The following is a 21,832-nucleotide window of genomic DNA, read 5'->3' as shown; positions in this document are numbered from 1 at the left end:
TAGAAGCTAGAAGCTGCTTCAACTGGACATATGGACAGCTGTCAGGTAAAACTGGGCCAGCTTTTTATTATCGGGTCAGCGGCTTATGGCATTACTACTGGGGATCGACCCGGGCTCCCGGCGCACCGGTTACGGTCTGGTGGAGCAGGTGGGTAACCGCAGTCGGGCGGTGGCCTTCGGGACCATCGCCACGACCCACAAGGAGATTCCTCCTCGCCTGGGCGAGATCTTCACCGGCATCCATCAGGTGGTGATGGAATACGGCCCGGCGGAAGTGAGTATTGAAAAGGTGTTCATGGCCCGCAACGCGGATTCTGCCCTGAAGCTGGGGCAGGCCCGGGGAGCTGCTATTGCGGCGGTGATGCAGGCCTCACTACCAGTGTTTGAATATTCTGCCCGTCAGGTGAAGCAGGCGGTGGTAGGGCGCGGTGGCGCGGAAAAAGGGCAGGTGGCGGAAATGGTCAAATACCTGCTCGGCCTGGAAAAACGCCCCCAGGAAGATGCGGCCGACGCGCTGGCCATTGCCCTTTGTCATGCCCACATGCGCGTGTCCCTGGCGCGTATGGGCGGCGCTACCGCGGTAAGAAACGGACGAATACGGTGAAAAGTACGGTGATGATTCAGCCATGATAGGACAATTGCGCGGAACCCTGCTCGAGAAACGCCCGCCAGTGCTGCTGCTGGATGTGAACGGGGTGGGCTACGAAGTGGAAGCCCCCATGACCGTCTTCTACGGTCTGCCGGACACCGGTGAGTCTTTGACCCTGCATACCCATTTCGTGGTGCGCGAAGATGCACAGTTACTCTATGGCTTTGCTGATCGCTATGAGCGGGAACTGTTTCGGGCGCTGATCAAGGTCAACGGCGTGGGGCCGAAAATGGCCCTGGCGATTCTCTCCGGCATCGAGGCGGATCGCCTGGCACAGTGCATCCACGATCAGGACACCACCTCACTGGTGAAGGTGCCGGGTATCGGCAAGAAAACCGCTGAACGACTGGTTATCGAAATGCGTGACCGCCTCGACAAGATTGATGGTGGTCCCACCTCCCTGCCGGGCCAGGTGTCGCTGGCACAGCCAGACGATGCCCGTTCCGACGCCATTGCCGCCCTGGAGGCGCTGGGTTATCGCAACAAGGATGCCGCAGCTGCTGTTGGCAAGGTGGCGGAAGAGGGCGCCAGCAGTGAGCAACTGATCCGGCAGGCGCTGAAAAGCCTGGCGCGGTGAAGGCAAGTTGAAAGTTCAAAGTTTAAAGGCGCGGGACGACACTTGAGATGCTGCTATGTCGTGCCCGCGCACCAAACCGGGTTAAACGCGAAGGTGGCCTGATTCGTGAGGCATCAGCTTCGAGCGCGTTTGAACTTTGAACTTTCAACTGTTCGCATCCACCGGGTGACTGCCGGGAACAATCCGTCTACGCTAGCTCAAAATCATTCTCATAACGCTGGGTCTCTCTACTGCACGCATGGAAAACGACCGTCTGATTTCAGCTGCCGCTGTCGGCACCGGTGAAGAACAGCAGGACCGGGCTATCCGCCCGGCCAGTCTGGCTGACTACAAAGGCCAGCCAAAAGTCCGCGAGCGCATGGAAATCTTCATTGATGCCGCCCGTGGCCGTAATGAAGCCCTGGACCATACCCTGATTTTTGGCCCCCCCGGCCTGGGCAAGACTACCCTGGCGCACATCATCGCCCGTGAAATGGGCTGCGAACTCAAGTCTACTTCCGGCCCTGTGCTGGAAAAAGCCGGTGATCTGGCCGCCATCCTCACCAACCTGGAAGAAGGTGATGTGCTGTTCGTGGATGAAATCCACCGCCTGTCACCGGTGGTGGAGGAAATCCTCTATCCGGCCATGGAGGACTACCAGCTCGATATCATGATCGGCGAGGGGCCGGCGGCCCGTTCCATCAAACTGGATTTGCCGCCCTTCACTCTGGTGGGTGCCACCACCCGGGCCGGCCTGCTTACCGCGCCCTTGCGCGATCGCTTCGGCATTGTTCAGCGGCTGGAATTCTATTCGGTGGAGGATCTCTCCGGGATTGTGATTCGTGCCTGCGACATTCTCTCCATTCCCATTGATGATGCCGGCGCCCTGGAAGTGGCGCGCCGCGCCCGGGGTACTCCCCGTATCGCCAACCGGCTGTTGCGACGGGTGCGCGATTACGCGGAAGTAAAAGGCGACGGGCGTATCACCGAAGCCATGGCCCAGCGGGCGCTGGATATGCTGGAGGTGGATAGTTGTGGCCTGGACGGCACCGACCGGCGTCTGCTCGACATGATCATGCACAAATTTGATGGTGGCCCGGTGGGTCTGGAGTCTCTGGCGGCCGCCCTCAATGAAGATGCCGGCACCCTGGAAGAGGTGGTGGAGCCTTATCTGATCCAGCAGGGCTTTATTCAACGTACCCCTCGTGGACGCGCCACCACCAACCATGCCTGGCGTCATTTCGGCTTACAGCGTCCTCGAAAAGACGGTGATTTGTTTAATGATTGAAAAAAAGCCGCGAAATGGGGAATTTACCCTGCCGGTACGCGTCTACATCGAAGACACTGATGCCGGTGGCATCGTTTATTACGTGAATTACCTGAAATTCATGGAAAGGGCGCGCACTGAGTTTTTGCGCACTCTGGGCTATCAGCACTATGTGTTGGCCGATGAAAATTTCCAGTTCGTGGTTCATTCGGCCAATGTGCAATACCGTCAGCCGGCCCGCATCGATGATGCACTGGCAGTGACCGCCCGGCTCAAGCAGCTGGGCAAGGCAACGTTGTTTTTCGATCAGCAGGTACGCCGAGGCGATACGCTGCTGTGTCAGGCTGAGATCAAGGTGGCCTGCGTCAGTGCTGATACTCTCAGGCCCACCGGGATACCGGCGGGCCTGTACAACAAATTCAAAGCCGCCAGCGAAGGAGAAGGGCTCAATGGTTGAGGCATCGAGTATGTCTGTCGTCAGTCTGATCAGTAATGCCACCATTGTGGTACAGCTGGTCATGGTGCTGTTGATACTGGCGTCGTTGACGTCCTGGTACATGATTGTCAGCCGTTTCCGGGTAATGGGGCGGGCTCATAAGGCCGGACGTGCTTTCGAAGAGAAATTCTGGTCCAGCGACGATTTGGCTTCACTCTACAACCAGAGTCGAAAGGATCCGGACGTGGATGCGGGCCCGGAGTCTATCTTTCGCGCCGGCTTCCAGGAGTTTGTGCGGCTGTCCAAGAGCACCCGTGGCGCCGAAGCCGTGATGGATGGCAGTCAGCGTGCTATGCGGGTGGCTCTGCAGCGTGAGCAGACACGCTTGACCAAGCATCTTCCTTTTCTGGCGACAGTGGGTTCCACCAGTCCTTATGTGGGGCTGTTCGGCACGGTGTGGGGCATCATGAATTCCTTCATGGCCCTGGCCAACGTCAAGCAGGCGACTCTCAGCGTGGTGGCGCCGGGCATTGCGGAGGCCTTGATTGCCACGGCCATCGGCTTGTTTGCGGCGATTCCGGCTGTGATGGCCTACAACCGTTTCTCTGCGCAGAGCGATGCCCTGCTCACCGAAAACGAAATGTTCGCCGAAGAGTTCTCCTCGGTGCTGCATCGTCAGGTTCACGGACGCGAGGGATAAGCCATGAGCGGCGTGAAGATCAGGGTGCCGCGCAAGCTCGTTGCCGAGATGAACGTGGTGCCCTACATCGATGTGATGCTGGTGTTGCTGGTGATTTTCATGGCCACGGCGCCGATGATGACCCAGGGCATCAATGTGGATCTGCCTGACAGCAACAGCGAGCCCATTGATACCAACAAGGATGAGCCGGTGATCATTTCGGTGACCGCCGACGGCAGCTATTACATTGATGTGGGTAGCGACAGCCGCAAGTCTGCCAGCCTGGAAACCGTGCAAGGTCATGCGCTGCGCATCCACAAGCAGAAACCGTCCACCCTGTTTCTGGTGGAAGGGGATAGCAAGGTGGCCTACGCCAAGGTGGTCCAGTTGATGGGGGCCTTGCAGGAAGCCGGCATTACTCAGCTGGGTCTGGTGACTGAACCGCAGGGCAGCAATGAGTGATCGTGGCGCTGCGCTGCTTTTTACCCTTCTCATTCACCTGCTGGTGTTTGGGCTATTGGTGTTCAGCTGGAGCACGGACCCGTCGCTGCACAAGGCACCGGTGATCCCTCCTCATGTGAAAGCTACCATGGTGGAGACTTCGAAACAGAAGAAGGCGCCGGTGAGCAAACCGAAGCCGGAGCAAAAACCAGCGCCGAAACCGGAACCAAAACCCAAGCCAAAGCCGAAACCCAAACCGGAGCCCAAGCCCGAACCTAAAAAGCCTGAGCCCAAACCCAAGCCGAAACCGGAGCCGACCAACAAGCCGGCGCCTAAGCCAAAACCGAAACCGGAACCCAAGCCCGATCCCAAGCCGGCTATCCCCGATATTGAGGAGCCGAGTCTGGAGGAAATGCTGGCCGAGGAAGAGCTGGAGATGGCAAAGCCGACGGAGCCATCAGCGCAGGAGTCGCAGGAAGCGGCCAGCAACGCGGATCAGTCGGATGTGGAAGTGGCCAGTTTTACCGATGCCATTTCCGCTCAGGTAGGTCAGCGCTGGCGGATTCCCGGGAATTATCGTAACCGGGATGACATCAAGACGCAGGTTCGTATACAGATGATTCCTGGCGGTGAAGTCATTAACGTGTCGGTGGTAAAAAGCAGCGGCTACCCGGATTTTGATGAATCGGTAATGAATGCGGTCAAGCTGGCAAGCCCCTTGCCGGTCCCTGATGGCCCCCTGTTTGATAAACAGTTTCGCTCACTGGTGATCGAATTTGATCCTGGAGTTGCACAATGAAGTTGGAATGTAGGGCACAGAAAATGTGGCGGATCGGTCTGGCGGCCATCCTGGTGTTTAGCGCTGCGATGGCCCGGGCAGAATTGTTGATACGGGTCACCGAAGGGCGTGTTGATGCGGTCCCTATCGCCGTTGTGCCCTTTGAGGGGGCACAGAATGCGCCCGAGGACGTGTCACAGATTGTGCAGGCGGATCTGCATCGCAGTGGCCAGTTCAAGCCGTTACCGGCAGAAGATATGCTCAGTCGGCCGCGCAATGAAAGTGAAGTCATCTACCGGGATTTCCGCGTGCTGGGGGTGGAATACATCATCACCGGCAGCATGAAAGCCCAGGAAACCGGTGGCTACGAAGTCAGCTATGCCCTGTTCGACGTCAACCGGCAGGTGAAGCTGATGTCGGAAACCTATCGGCCCCCGGTGTCGCAGCTGCGGGATGTGGCCCATGCCATCAGTGACCGGATCTATGAACAGCTCACCGGTATCCCCGGTGCGTTTTCCACCAAGATTCTCTATGTCACGCATAATCGTAATGACAAAAACCCATATCAGTTGCAATATGCGGACGCTGACGGGCACCGTGTAACGACTATCCTGCGCAGTAAAGAGCCCATCATGAGCCCGACCTGGTCGCCGGATGGCAGGAAAGTTGCTTATGTCTCTTTCGAGGATGACGGTCTGCCGGGGATCTATACCCATGATCTGGCGACCACCAACCGGGAAAAGGTGTCCAGTTTCAGAGGTATTAATGGTGCCCCGGACTGGTCACCGGACGGCCAGAAGCTGGCCCTGACCCTGTCACGGGACGGTAACCCGGAGATTTACATGCTGGATATCACCACCAAGCAGTTAACACGGCTGACCCAGCATTATGGTATCGATACGGAGCCACGCTGGCTGCCGGATGGGGAGCACCTGGTGTTCACCTCCAGCCGTTCCGGCGGGCCACAGATCTACAAACTGAACATAAATGATAAGTCGGTCCGGCGAGTGTCGTTCCAGGGTGCGTATAATGCGCGCCCGGATGTCACACCCGACGGCCGTTATCTTGTTTATGTACACCGACGAAACGGAAATTTTAACGTCGGGGTGCAGGACCTCCAGCGGGGCACATTCAATATTGTGACCCGTACAGACATGGATGAATCGCCCAGTGTTGCGCCCAATGGAAGTATGGTAATTTACGGGACGCAAGATCGGGGGACGGGGGTTCTGGAAGCCGTATCCATCGATGGCAGAGTCAAAGTGAAGCTGCCGTCGAAGGAAGGGGAAGTCAGAGAACCGGCCTGGTCGCCGTTCCTCTGAGTCATTCTCGGAGTCCAATACTAGGAAATTATAGGAGCTTTACGCATGCGTTCATTTCTTAACCCGCTGTTTGCCCTGATGTTGGCAGCTGCCCTGGCAGCCTGTTCCAGCACCCCGACTGAAGACGACAGCTCTGCCACTGACGATATGTCCCAGCAGACTGATACCTCTCCGGTAACTCCGGTTGAGCCGTCTACTCCGTCCAAGCCGGACACCAGCAGCATCCCGCTGACAGCTGACAACTTCTACAACCATCCGTCCAACTACGATGGCACCACCGACAGCCGGGTGATCTACTTTGCATTCGACAGCAACACCGTTCCGGCGGCTGCTTTCGAAACTCTGCGTGCCCACGCTACCTACCTGAAGAACAACTCCAACGCCAAACTGCGTCTGGAAGGTCACGCTGACGAGCGCGGTACCCGTGAGTACAACGTGGCTCTGTCCGAGCGTCGTTCCAAGGCGGTAGAGAAATTCCTGCGAGTTCAGGGTGTGTCTTCTTCCCAGCTGGAAATCGTTTCCTACGGTGAAGAGAAGCCGGCGGCATTCGGTCACAGCGAAATGGACTGGGCCAAGAACCGTCGCGTAGAAATCAACTACACTGCTGGCCGTCCGTAAGGCATGAAAGTAGTGAAGAGAACGCGCCTGCTTGCAGGCGTAGTGCTCGGCTCCCTGGTGTTCTGTGCGCAAGCACAGAACACTGGGCCGCTGGCCGTTGAAGAAAGAAGTCTGTCCCAGGCCCGATCCGGTGGTAGCAGCAGTGCAGCAGCCCCGATGAGCCAGGATGGTTTGTTGCTACTGATGCAGCAGCAACAACAGTTTGAAGAGCAGATCCAGGATTTACAGGGTCAGCTTGAAGAGTTACGCCATGAACTACAGGTCATGAAGGACGCCGAACGTGAGCGTTACCTGGACCTGGATACCCGAATCAATACGCTGGCTGAGCAAGGCAAGACCGAGCAGCCGGATGATAGCGCCGACAGTGCGGCGCCCAATGACCCCGAAGCAGACCGTGACGCCTATAGTGCCGCCAAGGACAAGCTGATCAAGCGAGACTTTGATGCGGCGGCAGAAGCCTTCGAGGGTTACCTGAATGATTTCCCCAATGGGCAGTTCCGTGCCCATGCCCACTTCTGGCTGGGCAAGGTCTACAGCAACCTGAAAACCCCTAAGCCGGACAAGGCACAAGCCCAGTTCCAATCAGTAGTGGATGACTATCCGGAGCACAGCAAGGCACCCACCAGCCTCTACACCCTGGCGGTGATGCAGGCCCGTGATGAGCAGGTGTCCCAGGCCAAGGTCAACCTGCACAAGCTGATCAAGCAGTATCCGGACAGCTCTGAAGCCAGCCAGGCGAAGACGCTGTTGGAACAGCTGGATAAGTAATACCTCTCTATCCGTCTTTTGCCGGCGGCACAGACGCCGGCAAAAGTGATAGAATCCGCCGCATTTCCCCCTCCCGGGTACTCAGGAGATGCTGTGGACCTCCGTCTGACCGAAATTTTTTATTCCCTCCAGGGTGAAGCACGAACTGTGGGTCGACCCACGGTATTCGTTCGCCTGACTGGCTGCCCGCAGCGTTGCGTGTGGTGTGATACCGAGTACGCCTTTTCCGGTGGGGAGAAATGGTCTCTTGAGGCGGTTCTGCAAAAGGTAGCCAGCTACGGGGCTCACTACGTGACGGTTACGGGTGGCGAACCGCTGGCTCAGCCCAATTGCTTGCCGCTGCTGACTGCCCTGTGTGATCGAGGCCTTGATGTGAGCCTGGAAACCGGTGGCGCCATGGATATAGCGGGTGTCGATCCGAGAGTCTCCGTGGTCATGGACCTGAAAGCCCCGGGCTCCGGGGAACAGCACAACAACCGGCTGGAGAATATTCCTCTGCTCCAGCCTCATCACCAGGTCAAATTTGTGCTGGCGGACCGCAAGGATTACGACTGGGCCCGTTTTATGCTGGATCAGCACCAATTGCACCAGCGGGTCAGCGATGTGTTGTTTTCCCCGGTGCAGGGGGAGCTGCCACCGGGTGAGCTGGCTGACTGGATCGTGGCAGACCGCCTGCCGGTTCGGTTCCAGCTACAGCTGCACAAACTACTCTGGAATGACGCCCGCGGGCGCTAGTTGACCGGTTGAAGGAGAGCCATCAATGAAAAAAGCCGTGGTATTGCTGTCCGGCGGCCTGGACTCGGCCACCTGCCTGGCTATCGCCCGGGATCAGGGCTACGAGTGCCACACCATCGCCTTTGACTACGGTCAGCGGACCCGGTCCGAGCTGGATGCCGCCGAGCGGGTCTCCGCTGCCCTGGGGGCGCTCAGCCATCGGGTGATCGAGCTGGGCATGGGCAATATCGGTGGCTCAGCGCTCACAGACCACTCCATTGACGTGCCGGAAGAGGGCGGTGACGGGATTCCGGTGACTTACGTGCCGGCCCGTAACACCGTCTTTCTTTCCCTGGCTCTGGGGCTGGCGGAAGTAGTGGAAGCCGAAGCGATCTACATCGGCGTTAATGCGGTGGACTATTCCGGGTATCCGGACTGCCGCCCAGCCTTCATTGAAGCCTTCCAGGCCATGGCCAGCCTGGCCACCAAGGCTGGCGTGGAAGGGTCTCCGATCAGCGTGGAGACCCCGCTGATGCATTTGAGCAAGGCACAGATAATCCAGCAGGGCACGGCCCTGGGGCTGGATTATGGGCTCACGGTGTCCTGCTACCAGGCTGACGAGAATGGCAATGCCTGTGGCAAATGCGACAGTTGCCGCCTTCGCAAGCAAGGCTTTGATGAGGCATTGGTCAAAGATCCAACAAACTATCAGTAAAGGGGAAAAAAAATCGGTTTTCCCCTTGTCTCCCGGAAATAAATCCGTATTATTTGCGCCTCCTTCGGGAGCGGGTCGTTAGCTCAGTTGGTAGAGCAGTTGGCTTTTAACCAATTGGTCGCTGGTTCGAATCCAGCACGACCCACCAAATTTAAAAGGGCTCGCCTGCGGCGGGCCCTTTTTCGTTTCAGCCCTGTCCCGATTCCCTTCTTTTGTTCTCCCGTCGACACATCTTGGTCTCGGCAAAACCCGATTTTCACCACAGAGGCCACAGAGGTCATGCACTTTCCTCAGTGAGCTCCGTGCCCTCTGTGGTGAAACCGGCTTTCTTCAGCGTGCGACCAGCCCCTGGGGCGTGGGCAGGCCATCCTCGCCGTCCAGGGCCGGCTGCCAGACCGGCAGGCCGGCGTCTTCGGCCAGTTGAATCATATTGGCGGTGCCACGGCCGCCGGGAAAAGCCACTATCGCCTGGGGGCGGCCATGGTGGAGCATGCGCCGGTTACGCATGGGGCCGGCGGCGCGACCATGGGCTACCCAGTTGGCCGGGTAGCTGACCTGGTCTACACCGCTGTCATGGGCCCACTGGCTGGCCAGTCGATCCGCGCCAGAGGCGTTGCCGTGGATCAGCAGACTGAAGGTGTTGTCACGTAGCAGCCGGGCCAGGCTGCGGGCCAGTAATGCCTGATCGGAAAAATCCCGCCCGCCGCACACAAGAATACGCATTGCACTGTCCATATGGTCAGTTTTTTGAGAAGTATAAGGATAGCTGCCCGAGATTGCACCTTCAGGATCCGATGCAGGAAAATGGCGACAATGGGAGTTTCACGGGTTGTTGACTGTACATTGGCCTAAACTTGTACAAACATCATTTCTTGTACAGGTATGGGGTGACACATGAACAGCTCCGCAACAATCCCGGTCGGTATCAGCGCCTGTTTGCTGGGCTTGGAAGTGCGTCACGACAAGGGGCACAAGCATTCCCGCTATTGCACTGGCGTTTTGTCCCGCTATTTCCAGTTTCGTTCCCTGTGCCCGGAAATGGGGGCGGGCCTCAGTGCGCCGCGCAAGGCCATGCATCTTGCCGAGCAAGGCGGAGAGCTGCGGATGATCACCACCGATGGGCGTCGCGACTATACCGACCTGATGCAGGATTTCATCACCCGCACCATGCCCTCTCTGGCGCCGTTGCGGGGCTATATCCTGATGGCCAAATCCCCCAGTTGCGGCATGGAGCGCATTCGCGTCTATAACGACGATGGCAATGTGCAGCACCGTGATGCCAGTGGCCTGTTTGCCGCAGCCCTGCAGACCCACTATCCGCTCATGCCCCTGGAAGAAGAGGGCAGGCTCAACGACGACACCCTGCGGGAAAACTTTATCGAGCGGGTGTTCCTCTACGACGACTGGTGCCAGCTCCGCGAGCAGGGGCTCACCGCCCAGCGTTTGATCGACTTCCACAGTCGGCACAAATTCCAGCTGTTAGCCCACTGCCAGAAAACGTACCGCCAGCTTGGGCCTCTGCTCAGCGACCTGAAAAGTCGTCCGCTGGAGGATATCGCCGAGGAATACATCCAGGCCCTGATGGTCGCCATGAAGAAGCGGGTATCGCGAGGTGCACATGTGAATACCTTGCAACACCTGGCGGGTTTTTTGCGTGAGGGTCTCAGCGATACTGACAGGGCGTTGATCAACGAACAGATTGAGGCCTACCTGCGCGAGGAAGTGCCGCTGATTGTGCCCATGACCTTGCTGCGTGGCGGCATGCGCAAGGTGCCGCAGCCGTATCTGGAAAAGCAGGGTTATCTGTCGCCTTATCCGGATGACCTGGGGCTGAGAAACCGGGTATGAGCGACGTGCTGACCATCCAGCAGGCCAGTGAGCAGTGTGGCGTCAACCCGGTCACCCTGCGTGCCTGGGAACGTCGCTATGGCCTGCTGAAGCCGGAGCGCACCGCCAAGGGTCATCGCCGTTACCGATCCGCCGAAGTGGACCAGATCCGGCGCATTGTTCATTGGGTGGAAAAGGGCGTGCCCATCAGCCAGGTGGCGTCCTTGCTGTCAGGGGAGCAGGAGCCGCTGCTGTCAGCGGATAACGGTGTGCCCTGGGCCCAGGCACGCCAGGATGCGTTACTGGCGCTGGAGACCATGAATGGGCGGCGTCTGGAGCAACTGCTCAACAGCCTCCTGGCCGATTACAGCCATGCTCAGGTCATTCGCGAACTCAGCGACCCCCTGCGCGAGCAGCTCGCCGGCAGTCCCTCCCTGTCTGCTCATCTGGCTTTGCTGGAAGCGGTTCTGACCCAGAAGTGGGCCGCCCGTTCCCTGTCTCTGTCACCCAAGCGCCGGGAATTTGGCTGGCTACTGGTGCCAGTGGGGGATGTATTGCCGGCTCTGGAGCTGGCCATGGTGCTGCAGCGACCGTTGTGGTGCTTGCAGCGGGATGTGGACGTGGATGCCTTGAGTGCGCTTCTGGCCGACCGTCAGCCCTGCGGAGTGCTCTGGGTGATTGATCGCTGGCCTACTGCCGGCCAGCGCCAGCGGCTCTGGCCGCAACAGAACCAGCCCTGGCCCGTGGCCTGCTGGGGCAGATTGCTGGAAGCGCCGCCGGCCTCTGTGACCCGGCTCACCGGGGATCGTCAGGCGGTGGCGGAACAATTGTTGGCCCTGGAAGGGGATAGAGACGTTTTATGAATCTGCTCTGGTATCGCAACGATCTACGTATCCACTCACACCGTGCCTTGCAGCAGGCGCTGGAGCGGGATGAACCGGTTATTGCCGTCTATTTTCTCTGTGAGCAGCAATGGGACAATCACGATGTGGCGCCCCTGCGTCGCTGGTATGTGCTGCAAAGCCTGCTCGAATTGGGCGATGCCCTGGCAGAGCGGGGTGTGGATCTGCATGTGCTGGACGCCGGCGACTTTGCCGCCGTGCCCGGGCTCCTGGCGGACTTTGTGGGGGAGCACGGCATTGAACGTCTCTTCTGCAGCCGCGAGTACCCGCTTAACGAACTGAACCGGGACCGAGCGGTGGCCCAGGCGCTAGAGCCGCTGGGGGTACAGATAACCGGCTTTGATGACAGCGTGCTGGTGCCCCCGCGGACCCTGAACACCGGTAAGGGGACGCCATACACGGTTTTCAGCGCCTTTAAAAAACGCTGGGATGTGTGGCTCGACAGCCACTTCGAGCCTGTGGCCGCATTGCCTGCAGCTGGCGCCGGTAACGGCCGCTTTGTGGGCAAAGGGGGTGTGGAAAGTGCTCTCAAGAAGATGACAGTGCCTGACTCCCTGACCCGTCACTGGCAACCGGGCGAGGCTGCGGCACTGAAACAACTGGATGATTTTGCCGAGCATCATCTGGCCGGTTATCGCAAGCATCGCGATTTCCCTTCGCAACCGGCCACCAGTGCCCTGTCAGCAGCGCTGTCTGCGGGCACGCTGTCGCCGGCCAGTTGCTACCGGGCGGCCGCCCTGGCCATGGCCGATGCGGGCGCCCGGGACGGGGCCGCTTGCTGGATCGGCGAGCTTGCCTGGCGGGACTTTTATCGCCAGATCATGGCCCGTTTCCCCCGGGTCAGTCGCGGTGGTGCGTTTCGGCCGGAAACCGAGTTGCTGCAGTGGTCCCAAGACCCTGACCTGTTCCAGGCCTGGTGCGAGGGTCGCACCGGCTACCCGCTGGTGGACGCGGCCATGCGGCAATTGGTGGCCACTGGCTGGATGCATAATCGCCTGCGCATGGTGACGGCCATGTTCCTCAGCAAGCATCTGTGGCTGGACTGGCGGCTTGGGGAGCGTTTTTTCATGCAGCATCTGATTGACGGAGACTTTGCCGCCAACAATGGTGGCTGGCAGTGGAGTGCGTCCTCCGGTACCGACGCGGTGCCGTATTTTCGCGTCTTCAACCCTGTCCGCCAGAGCCAGCGTTTCGATGCGCAGGGCGAGTTTATTGCCCGCTGGGTGCCGGCATTGCGCGAGCTGGATAACAAGACCGTCCACGAACCCTGGAAACAGCCTTTACTGGCGCCTGACTATCCGCCGCCGGTGGTACCCCATGCCGGTGTGCGCGAGCGGGTCACCGAGGCCTTCAAGGCCGCCAAGGCCCAGTACGACGACGGTCCCCACAGTCCCACTAGCAAAAAGGAACAGGCATGAGTCAGCGTATTGCCATCGTCGGCGCCGGTATCAGCGGCCTTACCGCCGCCTGGTATCTGTCCAGAGATCATCAGGTGGACGTCTTCGAGGCCAACGATTACCTCGGTGGCCACACCTGTACCGTGCCGGTGAGCCGGGAGCATGGTGACTACGCCATTGATGTGGGCTTCATTGTGTTCAATGACCGCACCTACCCCAACTATCTGCGTCTGCTGGATGAGCTGGGCCTGCAGGGCCAGCCTACGGCGATGGGATTTGCCGTCAGCGACCAGCGCAACGGACTGGAGTATTCCGGTGATGGGCTGGGCGGGATTTTTGCCCAGAAGCGCAATATTCTGAGCCCATCCCACTGGCGCTTTATCGGCGACATCCTGCGTTTCAATCGCAATGCTCCCGGGTTGCTGGACAGCGAGGCGGGGGAAATGCCGCTGGGTGAATACCTGCGCCGGCATGGTTATGGGGAGCGCTTCTGTCGTGATTATATTCTCGCCATGGGCGGGGCCATCTGGTCCTGTTCCCTGGAACAGATGGAAGTGTTCCCGGCAAAGTTCTTTATTCGCTTTTTCCAGAATCATGGTCTGCTGTCGCTCACCAACCGGCCCCAGTGGTATGTGGTGCCGGGGGGCTCCAATCAGTATGTGCAGCCCCTGGTGGAACAGTGTTCAGCCCGTTTTCACACCCGTTCAGCGGTGAGTGCGGTACGCCGCCATGAGCAGGGTGTCACTCTCACGGTGAACGGTGAACAGCAAGAGTTTGATCAGCTGATCCTTGCCTGCCATAGCGATCAGGCCATGGCGCTGCTTGACGATCCGGATAGTCGCGAGACCGATTGCCTCTCCCGGCTCGGTTATCAGGATAATGAGGTGGTGTTGCACACGGATATTCGTTTGTTGCCTCGCCGGCAGCGAGTCTGGTCAAGCTGGAATGCCCTGCTGTTCGATGACGATCAGGAGCGTGTACAGGTCACCTATGACATGAATATTCTGCAAGGCATCCAGGCACCGGAAACCTTCTGCGTGACCCTGAATGCAACGGACAAAATTGATCCGGAAAAAATCATCGCCCGCTATGACTTTGCCCACCCCCTGTTTACTCCGGATACGGTGGCAGCCTGTGAAACCCTACTGGCGGGCAATGGCGAAAGGCGCACCTGGTATGCCGGCGCCTGGTGCCGCAATGGTTTCCATGAAGACGGCGTGGTGTCGGCCCTGGACGTGGTACGGGCATTGTCCCCGGAGTCTGCCCCGTGATTACCCAGGCGATAGCAAGGGGCAAGGTATGGCACCAGCGTCTGGTGCCGTTCCGTCATGGCTTTCACTACCCATTGTGGATGGTCTGGTGTGATCTGACGGAAGTAGACGCCATGCTGGCCCGGCATCCGGCCTGGGGCCGACGCTGGCGGCCGGTGGTGTTTCGCGACAGCGATTTTGTGGATGCGCGCCCGGATAACCTGAATGACAAGGTGCGTGAAAAAGCCCTGGAGCTGGGTCTGGATTGGCAGGCGGGCAGGGTAGTGATGCTGGGCCAGTGGCGGACCCTGGGGACGCTGTTCAATCCTCTGGTGCTGTACCTGCATTTTTCCGGGGACAGTGACCAGCCGGACAGCATGCTGGCGGAAGTGCAGAATACCCCCTGGCGGGAGCGGCATTTCTATCCGCTGAACCTGCAAAAAAACGAACAGGGGGATTGGGTAGTGAGCCACCCCAAGGCCTTCCATGTGTCGCCCTTTCTGCCGATGGCGCTGGACTACCACTGGCATCTTCACGTGGCCTTACCCGGGTTGCGCCTAATGTTGGAAGACAGAAAGGAAGATCAGGTCGTGTTTGTGGCTGGGCTGCAGCTGGACCTGAAAGACGCCGGCAAAGGTAACATGGGGTCGGTGATCTTCCGCTTCGGTGCCCAGGGCGTGGCGACAATGCGTGCCATTTACTGGCAGGCATTCCGGCTCTGGCGCAAGGGGGCGAGATTTCATTCTCACCCCGGCAAAAACAGTAACAATCAGTACGGAGATTGACCGCATGCTGTCTGGCGAAAAAGCCACAACAAACCAACTACAACACAGTGTGACAATCAGCTGGCCACAGTCCGTGGCTCGCAAGTTGGTGCTGGCTAGGCTCAATGCCCTGCCCAATGGCGCTCTCCGTATCCACGAACCCGGTGGCAATCAGGTCATTCTCGGCAGCAATTCCCACAGCGAAGCGGCCACTATTCGTCTGCGTGACTGGCGCACCTATACCATGATGATGAGTGGTGGTGCCCTGGGCGCAGCAGAGGCCTACATGGAGAAAGGCTGGGATAGCCCGGATCTGGTAGCAGTGATCCGTTACTTTGCTGCCAACGTGGACGCCATGAAATCCCTGGAAGGCGGCATGGCACTGTTGTCCCGGCCTGCCCTGAAAATGCTGCACCGCTATAACCGTAATTCCCTGCAGGGTTCACGTCGCAACATCTCTGCCCACTATGATCTGGGCAACGATTTCTTCAGCCTGTTTCTCGATCGCAGCATGATGTACTCCAGTGCAGTGTTTCCCCGCCGGGACGCCACGCTGGAAGAGGCCTCCGACTACAAGCTGGAAAAAATCTGCCAGTACCTGTCACTGACTCCAGGCATGACCTTGCTGGAAATTGGCACTGGCTGGGGTGGTCTTGCCATTCATGCGGCCAAGCATCATGGCGCTCAGGTCACCACTACCACCATTTCCCGGGAGCAGGCTCGCCATGCCCGTGAAAGGGTTCAGGCTGAGGGCCTTGAGGACAAAGTGACGGTGCTGGAAGAGGATTACCGGGAGCTCACCGGTCAGTATGATCGGGTGGTCTCCGTGGAGATGATCGAAGCGGTGGGGGCGGAGTTTCTGCCGGGCTATTTTCAGGTGCTCGGAGAAAGGCTCAAACCGGATGGCAAACTGGTATTGCAGGCCATCACTGTGCCGGATCAGCGCTACGAGCATGCCCGCAAGCAGGTCGACTTCATCAAACGCTATATTTTCCCCGGTGGCTTCCTGCCCAGCGTGTCGGTGATGTGCCAGCATCTGACTGAGCATACCCGCATGGTCGCCACGGAACTCCATGATATCGGCCACGACTACGCCCTGACCCTGCATCACTGGCGCCAGCGCTTTCTGGCGACCTTGCCGAAAGTCCGTGAACTGGGCTTTGACGAGCGCTTTATCCGTATGTGGGATTACTACCTGTGTTACTGCGAGGGCGCGTTCCTGGAGCGAGCCATCAGTACAGTGCATCTGGTGGCTGCCGGTCCCGACTATCGTCCGACATCTTGAAAAGCCGCCCGTCCGGGCGCATTTTAACGCTTAAGGGTATCTACGTGGCGCCGCGCCGGCGCCACGTTGTGGTATTATGCCCGCCCTGATTTTCTGGTTATTACCTAAGTTGTTGATATCAGGGGGAAACCCCAGGCGGTGAAGCCAATGACTGCAGAGGCACAAGCACTGGTACAGGCCCACCTGGCCAAGGTGGTACACGAGGACTCGCTCAGCGAGGAACAGCGTGCATCCTACCGCCAGCGCATTAAGGAATTGCTACACCAGCGCGATGCGGTACTGGTGGCCCACTACTATACGGATCCTGAAATCCAGTCCCTGGCGGAAGAGACCGGTGGCTGTGTGTCCGACTCCCTGGAAATGGCCCGCTTCGGCAAGGAGCATCCGGCGTCCACCCTGATCGTGGCCGGGGTCAAGTTCATGGGCGAGACCGCCAAGATTCTCAGCCCGGAAAAAAGCGTTTTCATGCCGACCCTGGAAGCCACCTGCTCGCTGGATATCGGTTGTCCCGAGGACGAATTTGCCGATTTCTGTGATCAGCATCCGGATCGCACCGTGGTGGTGTACGCCAATACCTCGGCGGCCGTGAAAGCCCGGGCCGATTGGGTAGTCACATCCTCCATTGCGGTAGAGCTGATTGAGCATCTGGACCGCAACGGCGAAAAAATCCTCTGGGCCCCGGATAAGCACCTGGGCAGCTATGTGCGCGACAAGTCCGGTGCCGATGTACTGTGCTGGGATGGCGCCTGCATCGTGCACGAGGAATTCAAGGCCAAGGGGCTGCAGGATCTGAAAGCGGCCTACCCGGAAGCTGCCATTCTGGTACACCCGGAGTCACCGGCCCCGGTGGTGGAAATGGCGGATGTGGTGGGCTCTACCTCGCAGCTGATCAAGGCTGCCTGCGAGATGGATAACGACACCTTCATTGTCGCCACGGATAAAGGCATCTTCTACAAGATGCAGCAGCTTGCTCCTGGCAAAACCTTCCTGGAGGCGCCCACTGCCGGCTCCGGTGCCACTTGCCGCAGCTGTGCCCATTGCCCGTGGATGGCCATGAACGGCCTGCAGAACATGTTGGCGGTGCTGGAAGACAACAATGGCATGGGCCAGGAAATTTTCGTGGATCCTGCCTTGGCGGAAAAGGCCATGGTGCCACTCAACCGCATGCTGGATTTCGGCAAGTCGCTGAAGTCGTAAGGACACGACAATTGAAAAAGGCGGCACACGGTGCCGCCTTTTTCATAGGACCTGCCCTGTGCTTGTCTCGTTGGAGCTTTGCAAGCAAGGCTCCAACGGGTCGGCTTAATGCCCCAAAGTCTCAGAACCTCTCTTCCGATAATCTCTTCATGGTTTGCAGCCGGCCATTGAGTTTGCTGTACAGCGCAAAGTCATTTTCCGCATCCCGCAAGGCGTATTCCATCTGTTGCATCGCCTGTTGGTCCCTGCCACGCAGGAACTGGCTTTCTGCCCGTGCGTGAAGGGCACGAATTTTGTCACCGCTGTTGCCATAGGCATCGGCGGCCAGATCCCAGATATACGGGTTGTTGGGGCGGTCTCCCAATAGCGGCTTGAGTAGCGGCAATGCCCTGGCCGGTTGCTCACTGCGCAGTAGTGCCTTGCTCAGCAAAATGGATGCCGGGTAATTGTTCGGTGACAGATCCAGTACCCGCTCCGCCTGGCTGATGGCCGCGTCGTAGTTGCCTTCGTCCATTGCTACTTCCACCAGACCCAGCCGGAACCACAGCTGGTCCGGGTGTTCTTCGGCGAGTGCCTTCATGATTTCCCTGGCCTGGTCATAGTGGTCAGCACGCAGATAACTCAGCGCCAGTCCATAGCGGGCGGCCTGCAGGCCCAGAGCATTGCGTTCGTTGCTGTATTGGCGGAAATGGTCGATGGCATGGTCTTCGCCTTGAATGAAGGCCGCCTGTAGTCGTGCCTGTACCAGCAGGAAATGGACGGATGGAGCGAGCCTTGGGGTAGGTAGGGAGCGCGCCCTGGATCGGCTGTCGGCAATACGGCTTTCTGTGACCGGGTGGGTGAGCAGAAACTCGGGCGGATCCCCGGAAAAGCGCTGGCTGTTGTGCATGCGTTCGAAGAAGCGGGGCATGGCATCCGGGTCCATGCCGGCGGCGACCAGGGTCTGCATGCCCACCCGGTCCGCTTCCCGTTCGTTCTGGCGGGAGTAGGCCAGCTGCGCCTGGATAGCGCCGGCCTGGGTGGCAGCGATACCTGCCATGCCGGCTTCACCATCACCGGCAATGGCGACTGCCAGACTGGCCAGCATGGCGGCCAGCACGGCGGTGTTCATCTTTTTCGAGTCCAGATAGCGGCGGGCAAAATGCCGCTGGCTGACGTGGGCAATTTCGTGGGCCACCACGCCGCCAACTTCTCCTTCGTCGCGGGCATTGAGGAATAGCCCGGCGTTGAGCCCGATGACCCCGCCGGGTACCGCAAAGGCGTTGATCTGGCGGCTGTTGATGACCACGATGTCGAGATTGGGTTCTTTCAGGTCGCTGTAGGACGCGAGCCGGTAGACAAGGCTTTCCACATACTCCTGCACTAGGGGGTCGGACATGATCGAGGTCTGCCCGCGCAGGCCGCGCAGCCAGCCGCGACCCAGCCGGTACTCTTGGTCGGCGGACATCAGTGCGGCGGTGGGATCACCCAGAACCGGAAGATCGTCATTGGCGCTGGTCGCTGCCAGCGTGCAGCAAGTCAACAACAAGACGGTGCGTAACAAAAACTTCAAGTAAGATGCTCCCGTAAGTATTCGTGCAAGTCGGCACAACCCCACCCTTATTCCGTTGCCGGGTTGTGACTATAATGCAGCTAGAGCCGCAACGAATGAAGCCGCCTGTATGAGCGACCAGCCTATCGACCTGCAGATTGATGCCTCCAGCCTGCAATGTCCCATGCCGTTGTTGAAGACCCGGCAGGCGCTGAGACATCTCAAACCGGGGCAGCTGCTGGAGGTGATCGCCACCGATGCGGCTTCCGCCGATGACATTCCTGCCTATTTGAGACAATCCTGCCACGAGCTGGTTCGCATGGGCGAAAATAAGGGCCACTATGCCTTTGTGATTCGCCGTGGCGAACAGGAGAGCTGATGTTACGTATTCTCAAAAACTGGTCCGAACGGTACTTCTCCGACGAGGAGGCAGTATATCTTCTTGTGGTATTGCTGACCGCCGGGCTGGTGATTCTGTTTTTCGGTGGCATGTTGGCGCCGGTGCTTGCCTCGATCGTGATCGCCTACCTGATGCAGGGGCTGGTTTCCGGGCTGGAACGCCACGGCATGCGTCGTCTGCTGGCGGTGAACCTAGTTTTTACCCTGTTCCTGGGCCTTTTGATCGCTACCCTGGTGGTGCTGTTGCCCATGGTCTGGCGACAGACCTTGCTGCTGGTGCAGGACCAGTTGCCGTATCTGCTCAAGAATGGGGAGACCTGGCTTAGACAGTTGCCGGAACATTATCCGGAAGTGATCTCCATGGAGCAGGTCAATTCCATCGTGGCGGTGATTCAGCGCCAGGTGGCGGAAGCAGGGCAGGGGGTATTGACCCTGTCGCTGGCGTCCATTCCCAACCTGGTGGAGGTGATGGTCTTCCTGGTGTTGCTGCCCTTGTTGGTGTTCTTTTTCCTCAAGGATCGAGAAACCATCATCAACTGGCTGATGCGTTTCCTGCCCCGTCGGCGCCGAATTCTGGATCATGTCTGGCATGAGATGGATGATCAGATTGCCAACTATGTGCGCGGCAAGGCCATCGAGATCCTGCTGGTAGGCAGTGCCACCTTTATCGCTTTCCTGCTGCTGGGCATGCATTACACCGTGTTGCTGGCGGTGCTGGTAGGGTTGTCTGTGGTAGTGCCCTATATTGGCGCCACTGTGGTAACACTGCCGGTGGCAGCAGCAGCCTATGTGCAGTTTGGCTGGAGCGGGGATTTTGCCTTGGTGATGGTGATTTACGGCGTCATCCAGTTTATCGATGGCAATATTCTGGTGCCGTTGCTGTTCTCGGAAGCGGTAAATCTTCACCCCGTGGCGATCATTACCGCTATCCTGCTTTTCGGCGGGATGTGGGGACTATGGGGTGTGTTCTTTGCCATCCCCCTGGCCACGTTGATCAAGGCGGTGATCAATGCCTGGCCCAGTCAGGCTGACTATCCGGACACCGCAGAGCAGAAGGGGCAGGCGGACTGATAGCGGTCAAGGGGCGCGGTTGCGCCCCTTGTTATGCAGAGGCTCCCTAGATTCCCAGTTCGTCCAGCTCTGCCAGCAGATCCTCGTGATGGCTCTTGGTTTTGAACTTGTCCATTACCTTCAGCAGCTTGCCGTCCTTGCCGACGATAAAGGTAGTACGGATGAGCCCCATGAATTCCTTGCCCATGAACTTCTTCATTCCCCAGCAACCATATTTCTCCGCGGTGGCGTGGTCCTCATCGGACAATAGGGTGAAGTTCAGATCATGCTTGTCGATAAACTTGGGCAAACGGGCAACCGGGTCCGGGCTGATGCCAAACACGACCACGCCACGTTTTTCCAGCTCAGCCCTGGTATCGCGAATGCCGCAGGCCTGGGTGGTACAACCCGGGGTGAGCGCTCTGGGGTAGAAGAAAATCACCACCGGGTTCTTGCCCTTGAAGGATTTCAGTTCAACCGGATTGCCGTCCTGATCGGGCAGTTTGAAGTTGGGTGCCAGATTACCAATCTTGGGATGTGCCATATCGAGTCCGTTTCTCTTTCATGCTGTTGATGGTTTTACCGTGCGGCGGTGCTTAGCGTTTCGGCGTCATGGTGGCGTCCAGATTGCGCGCCTCGCAGAAGTCCAGGAAGGCCTCGCGTAATTCGGCCACTGATTGTTCCGCGTTCATGCTCAGCACCAGGTGAAGGCTGAACATGCGGGTGCCGGTGTGGGGAGCGGCATAGGTGCCGGTATGCAGATCATCGATGTTGATGCTGCGCCGGGAAAAGAAATTGGCAATTTCATGGACGATGCCCGGATTGTCCATGGCGACCACTTCCACCTCGTAGGGCAGGGCTCGGGCCTGCAGATCACGTGGGCGGGTACGTTTCAGGGTGATCAGCAGGTCCAGTTCGCTGGCCAGGTTGTCCCGCTCCGCTTCCAGTCGGTCCAGGGTGGCGTCACTGCCGGACACCAGCATCAGTACGGCAAACTCGCCGCCCAGCACCGTCATGCGAGAATCGAGGATGTTGCCGTTGTGTTGCAGTACTGCCCGGGAAAGGGACTCCACGATGCCTGGGCGGTCTGAACCCAGGGCCGAGATAACGATGAGTTGTTCCATGATGCGCTCCGCAGGCATTGTCGTCTTGTTTGGTGAGAGTTTAGAGGTTGCAGGTTTTTTCTGCACGGGTGCAGGAGTCAGGCATCTGGCGTCCAGCGTTTTCGAGGTTTACCATAGCGCCCTTCGGTCCGGTGCACCGGAATAATCGCGATTGCGCCCCATT

Annotated in this window: 25 protein-coding genes and 1 tRNA gene; 22 read left to right on the top strand and 4 right to left on the bottom strand. The window is 58.7% G+C overall.

The window, feature by feature from the left end:
- Positions 1-85 precede the first annotated feature (85 nt).
- The 13 genes from ruvC to B3Q33_RS09185 all read left to right on the top strand — a co-directional run bounded on the left by ruvC (position 86) and on the right by B3Q33_RS09185 (position 9,091).
- Positions 86-604: a crossover junction endodeoxyribonuclease RuvC gene (gene ruvC, locus B3Q33_RS09245; protein ID WP_035249006.1), complete on the top strand. Its 519-nt coding sequence runs from the start codon at positions 86-88 to the stop codon at positions 602-604.
- 22 nt (positions 605-626) lie between these two features.
- The gene (ruvA, locus tag B3Q33_RS09240) at positions 627-1,226 is read left to right on the top strand and encodes a Holliday junction branch migration protein RuvA (protein WP_035248845.1); all 600 of its coding nucleotides are present in this window, start codon (positions 627-629) and stop codon (positions 1,224-1,226) included.
- 238 nt (positions 1,227-1,464) lie between these two features.
- Entirely contained in the window at positions 1,465-2,493 is a 1,029-nt protein-coding gene (gene ruvB / locus B3Q33_RS09235; RefSeq protein WP_035248843.1) for a Holliday junction branch migration DNA helicase RuvB, read from the top strand.
- Positions 2,486-2,929: a tol-pal system-associated acyl-CoA thioesterase gene (ybgC, locus tag B3Q33_RS09230; RefSeq protein ID WP_272962431.1), complete on the top strand. Its 444-nt coding sequence runs from the start codon at positions 2,486-2,488 to the stop codon at positions 2,927-2,929. Before ruvB ends, ybgC begins: the two co-directional genes overlap by 8 nt.
- Positions 2,922-3,608 carry a protein TolQ gene (gene tolQ, locus B3Q33_RS09225; RefSeq protein WP_035248839.1) on the top strand — a complete coding sequence of 229 codons (687 nt, stop codon included), beginning with the start codon at positions 2,922-2,924 and terminating at the stop codon, positions 3,606-3,608. Before ybgC ends, tolQ begins: the two co-directional genes overlap by 8 nt.
- A gap of 3 nt (positions 3,609-3,611) precedes the next feature.
- Positions 3,612-4,049 (top strand): protein TolR, encoded by a 438-nt coding sequence (tolR, locus tag B3Q33_RS09220; RefSeq protein ID WP_272962432.1) that lies wholly within the window; start codon positions 3,612-3,614, stop codon positions 4,047-4,049.
- Positions 4,042-4,827, top strand: a complete 786-nt coding sequence (tolA, locus tag B3Q33_RS09215; RefSeq protein WP_272962433.1) for a cell envelope integrity protein TolA — start codon at positions 4,042-4,044, stop codon at positions 4,825-4,827. Before tolR ends, tolA begins: the two co-directional genes overlap by 8 nt.
- A gap of 23 nt (positions 4,828-4,850) precedes the next feature.
- Entirely contained in the window at positions 4,851-6,128 is a 1,278-nt protein-coding gene (gene tolB / locus B3Q33_RS09210) for a Tol-Pal system beta propeller repeat protein TolB (RefSeq protein WP_414630977.1), read from the top strand.
- Positions 6,129-6,173: 45 nt separating this feature from the next.
- Positions 6,174-6,746, top strand: coding sequence for a peptidoglycan-associated lipoprotein Pal (gene pal / locus B3Q33_RS09205; protein ID WP_035248831.1), 573 nt, complete (start codon positions 6,174-6,176; stop codon positions 6,744-6,746).
- A 3-nt stretch (positions 6,747-6,749) separates the two neighbouring features.
- Positions 6,750-7,514 (top strand): tol-pal system protein YbgF, encoded by a 765-nt coding sequence (gene ybgF, locus B3Q33_RS09200; protein WP_035248829.1) that lies wholly within the window; start codon positions 6,750-6,752, stop codon positions 7,512-7,514.
- Between the two features lie 93 nt (positions 7,515-7,607).
- Positions 7,608-8,249: a 7-carboxy-7-deazaguanine synthase QueE gene (queE, locus tag B3Q33_RS09195; RefSeq protein WP_272974593.1), complete on the top strand. Its 642-nt coding sequence runs from the start codon at positions 7,608-7,610 to the stop codon at positions 8,247-8,249.
- Between the two features lie 25 nt (positions 8,250-8,274).
- Positions 8,275-8,943 (top strand): 7-cyano-7-deazaguanine synthase QueC, encoded by a 669-nt coding sequence (queC, locus tag B3Q33_RS09190; RefSeq protein ID WP_035248824.1) that lies wholly within the window; start codon positions 8,275-8,277, stop codon positions 8,941-8,943.
- Positions 8,944-9,015: 72 nt separating this feature from the next.
- A tRNA-Lys gene (locus B3Q33_RS09185) sits at positions 9,016-9,091 on the top strand.
- A 182-nt stretch (positions 9,092-9,273) separates the two neighbouring features.
- On the opposite strand, the gene B3Q33_RS09180 is transcribed toward B3Q33_RS09185, so the two are convergent.
- Positions 9,274-9,666, bottom strand: coding sequence for a DUF2493 domain-containing protein (locus tag B3Q33_RS09180; RefSeq protein ID WP_272962436.1), 393 nt, complete (start codon positions 9,664-9,666; stop codon positions 9,274-9,276).
- 171 nt (positions 9,667-9,837) lie between these two features.
- Between B3Q33_RS09180 and B3Q33_RS09175 the strand changes: the two genes are divergently transcribed.
- The 7 genes from B3Q33_RS09175 (at position 9,838) to nadA (ending at position 17,565) form a co-directional block, all read left to right on the top strand.
- The gene (locus tag B3Q33_RS09175; RefSeq protein WP_272962437.1) at positions 9,838-10,791 is read left to right on the top strand and encodes a YbgA family protein; all 954 of its coding nucleotides are present in this window, start codon (positions 9,838-9,840) and stop codon (positions 10,789-10,791) included.
- On the top strand, positions 10,788-11,633 hold the full coding sequence (locus B3Q33_RS09170) for a MerR family transcriptional regulator (RefSeq protein WP_272962438.1): 846 nt from the start codon (positions 10,788-10,790) through the stop codon (positions 11,631-11,633). Before B3Q33_RS09175 ends, B3Q33_RS09170 begins: the two co-directional genes overlap by 4 nt.
- Complete coding sequence (locus B3Q33_RS09165; RefSeq protein ID WP_272962439.1) at positions 11,630-13,090, top strand: cryptochrome/photolyase family protein; 1,461 nt, start codon at positions 11,630-11,632, stop codon at positions 13,088-13,090. The genes B3Q33_RS09170 and B3Q33_RS09165 overlap by 4 nt, the downstream gene beginning before the upstream one ends.
- On the top strand, positions 13,087-14,340 hold the full coding sequence (locus B3Q33_RS09160) for an NAD(P)/FAD-dependent oxidoreductase (RefSeq protein ID WP_272962440.1): 1,254 nt from the start codon (positions 13,087-13,089) through the stop codon (positions 14,338-14,340). Before B3Q33_RS09165 ends, B3Q33_RS09160 begins: the two co-directional genes overlap by 4 nt.
- Positions 14,337-15,104, top strand: a complete 768-nt coding sequence (locus B3Q33_RS09155; protein WP_272962441.1) for a DUF1365 domain-containing protein — start codon at positions 14,337-14,339, stop codon at positions 15,102-15,104. The genes B3Q33_RS09160 and B3Q33_RS09155 overlap by 4 nt, the downstream gene beginning before the upstream one ends.
- A gap of 73 nt (positions 15,105-15,177) precedes the next feature.
- A complete protein-coding gene (locus tag B3Q33_RS09150) occupies positions 15,178-16,368 on the top strand; it encodes a cyclopropane-fatty-acyl-phospholipid synthase family protein (RefSeq protein ID WP_337894197.1) in 1,191 nt (396 codons plus the stop codon).
- A gap of 147 nt (positions 16,369-16,515) precedes the next feature.
- Positions 16,516-17,565, top strand: a complete 1,050-nt coding sequence (gene nadA / locus B3Q33_RS09145) for a quinolinate synthase NadA (protein ID WP_272962443.1) — start codon at positions 16,516-16,518, stop codon at positions 17,563-17,565.
- 121 nt (positions 17,566-17,686) lie between these two features.
- Here nadA and B3Q33_RS09140 read toward each other — a convergent pair whose 3' ends face one another.
- Positions 17,687-19,117, bottom strand: a complete 1,431-nt coding sequence (locus B3Q33_RS09140; RefSeq protein WP_272962444.1) for a M48 family metalloprotease — start codon at positions 19,115-19,117, stop codon at positions 17,687-17,689.
- A gap of 109 nt (positions 19,118-19,226) precedes the next feature.
- Between B3Q33_RS09140 and B3Q33_RS09135 the strand changes: the two genes are divergently transcribed.
- Both B3Q33_RS09135 and B3Q33_RS09130 read left to right on the top strand, forming a co-directional pair.
- Positions 19,227-19,475 carry a sulfurtransferase TusA family protein gene (locus tag B3Q33_RS09135; RefSeq protein WP_035248807.1) on the top strand — a complete coding sequence of 83 codons (249 nt, stop codon included), beginning with the start codon at positions 19,227-19,229 and terminating at the stop codon, positions 19,473-19,475.
- On the top strand, positions 19,475-20,566 hold the full coding sequence (locus B3Q33_RS09130; RefSeq protein WP_272962445.1) for an AI-2E family transporter: 1,092 nt from the start codon (positions 19,475-19,477) through the stop codon (positions 20,564-20,566). Before B3Q33_RS09135 ends, B3Q33_RS09130 begins: the two co-directional genes overlap by 1 nt.
- A gap of 46 nt (positions 20,567-20,612) precedes the next feature.
- On the opposite strand, the gene bcp is transcribed toward B3Q33_RS09130, so the two are convergent.
- A complete protein-coding gene (gene bcp, locus B3Q33_RS09125; protein ID WP_272962446.1) occupies positions 20,613-21,089 on the bottom strand; it encodes a thioredoxin-dependent thiol peroxidase in 477 nt (158 codons plus the stop codon).
- A gap of 52 nt (positions 21,090-21,141) precedes the next feature.
- Entirely contained in the window at positions 21,142-21,669 is a 528-nt protein-coding gene (locus B3Q33_RS09120) for a glycine cleavage system protein R (RefSeq protein WP_272962447.1), read from the bottom strand.
- Positions 21,670-21,832: the final 163 nt, after the last annotated feature.

It is taken from the genome of Alcanivorax sp. UBA3183, assembly GCF_002364155.1.
GTDB classification, from domain to species: Bacteria; Pseudomonadota; Gammaproteobacteria; order Pseudomonadales; family Alcanivoracaceae; genus Alcanivorax; species Alcanivorax jadensis.
Note: the sequence above shows the minus strand (reverse complement) of the source record. Positions and strands in the feature narration are given on the sequence as shown.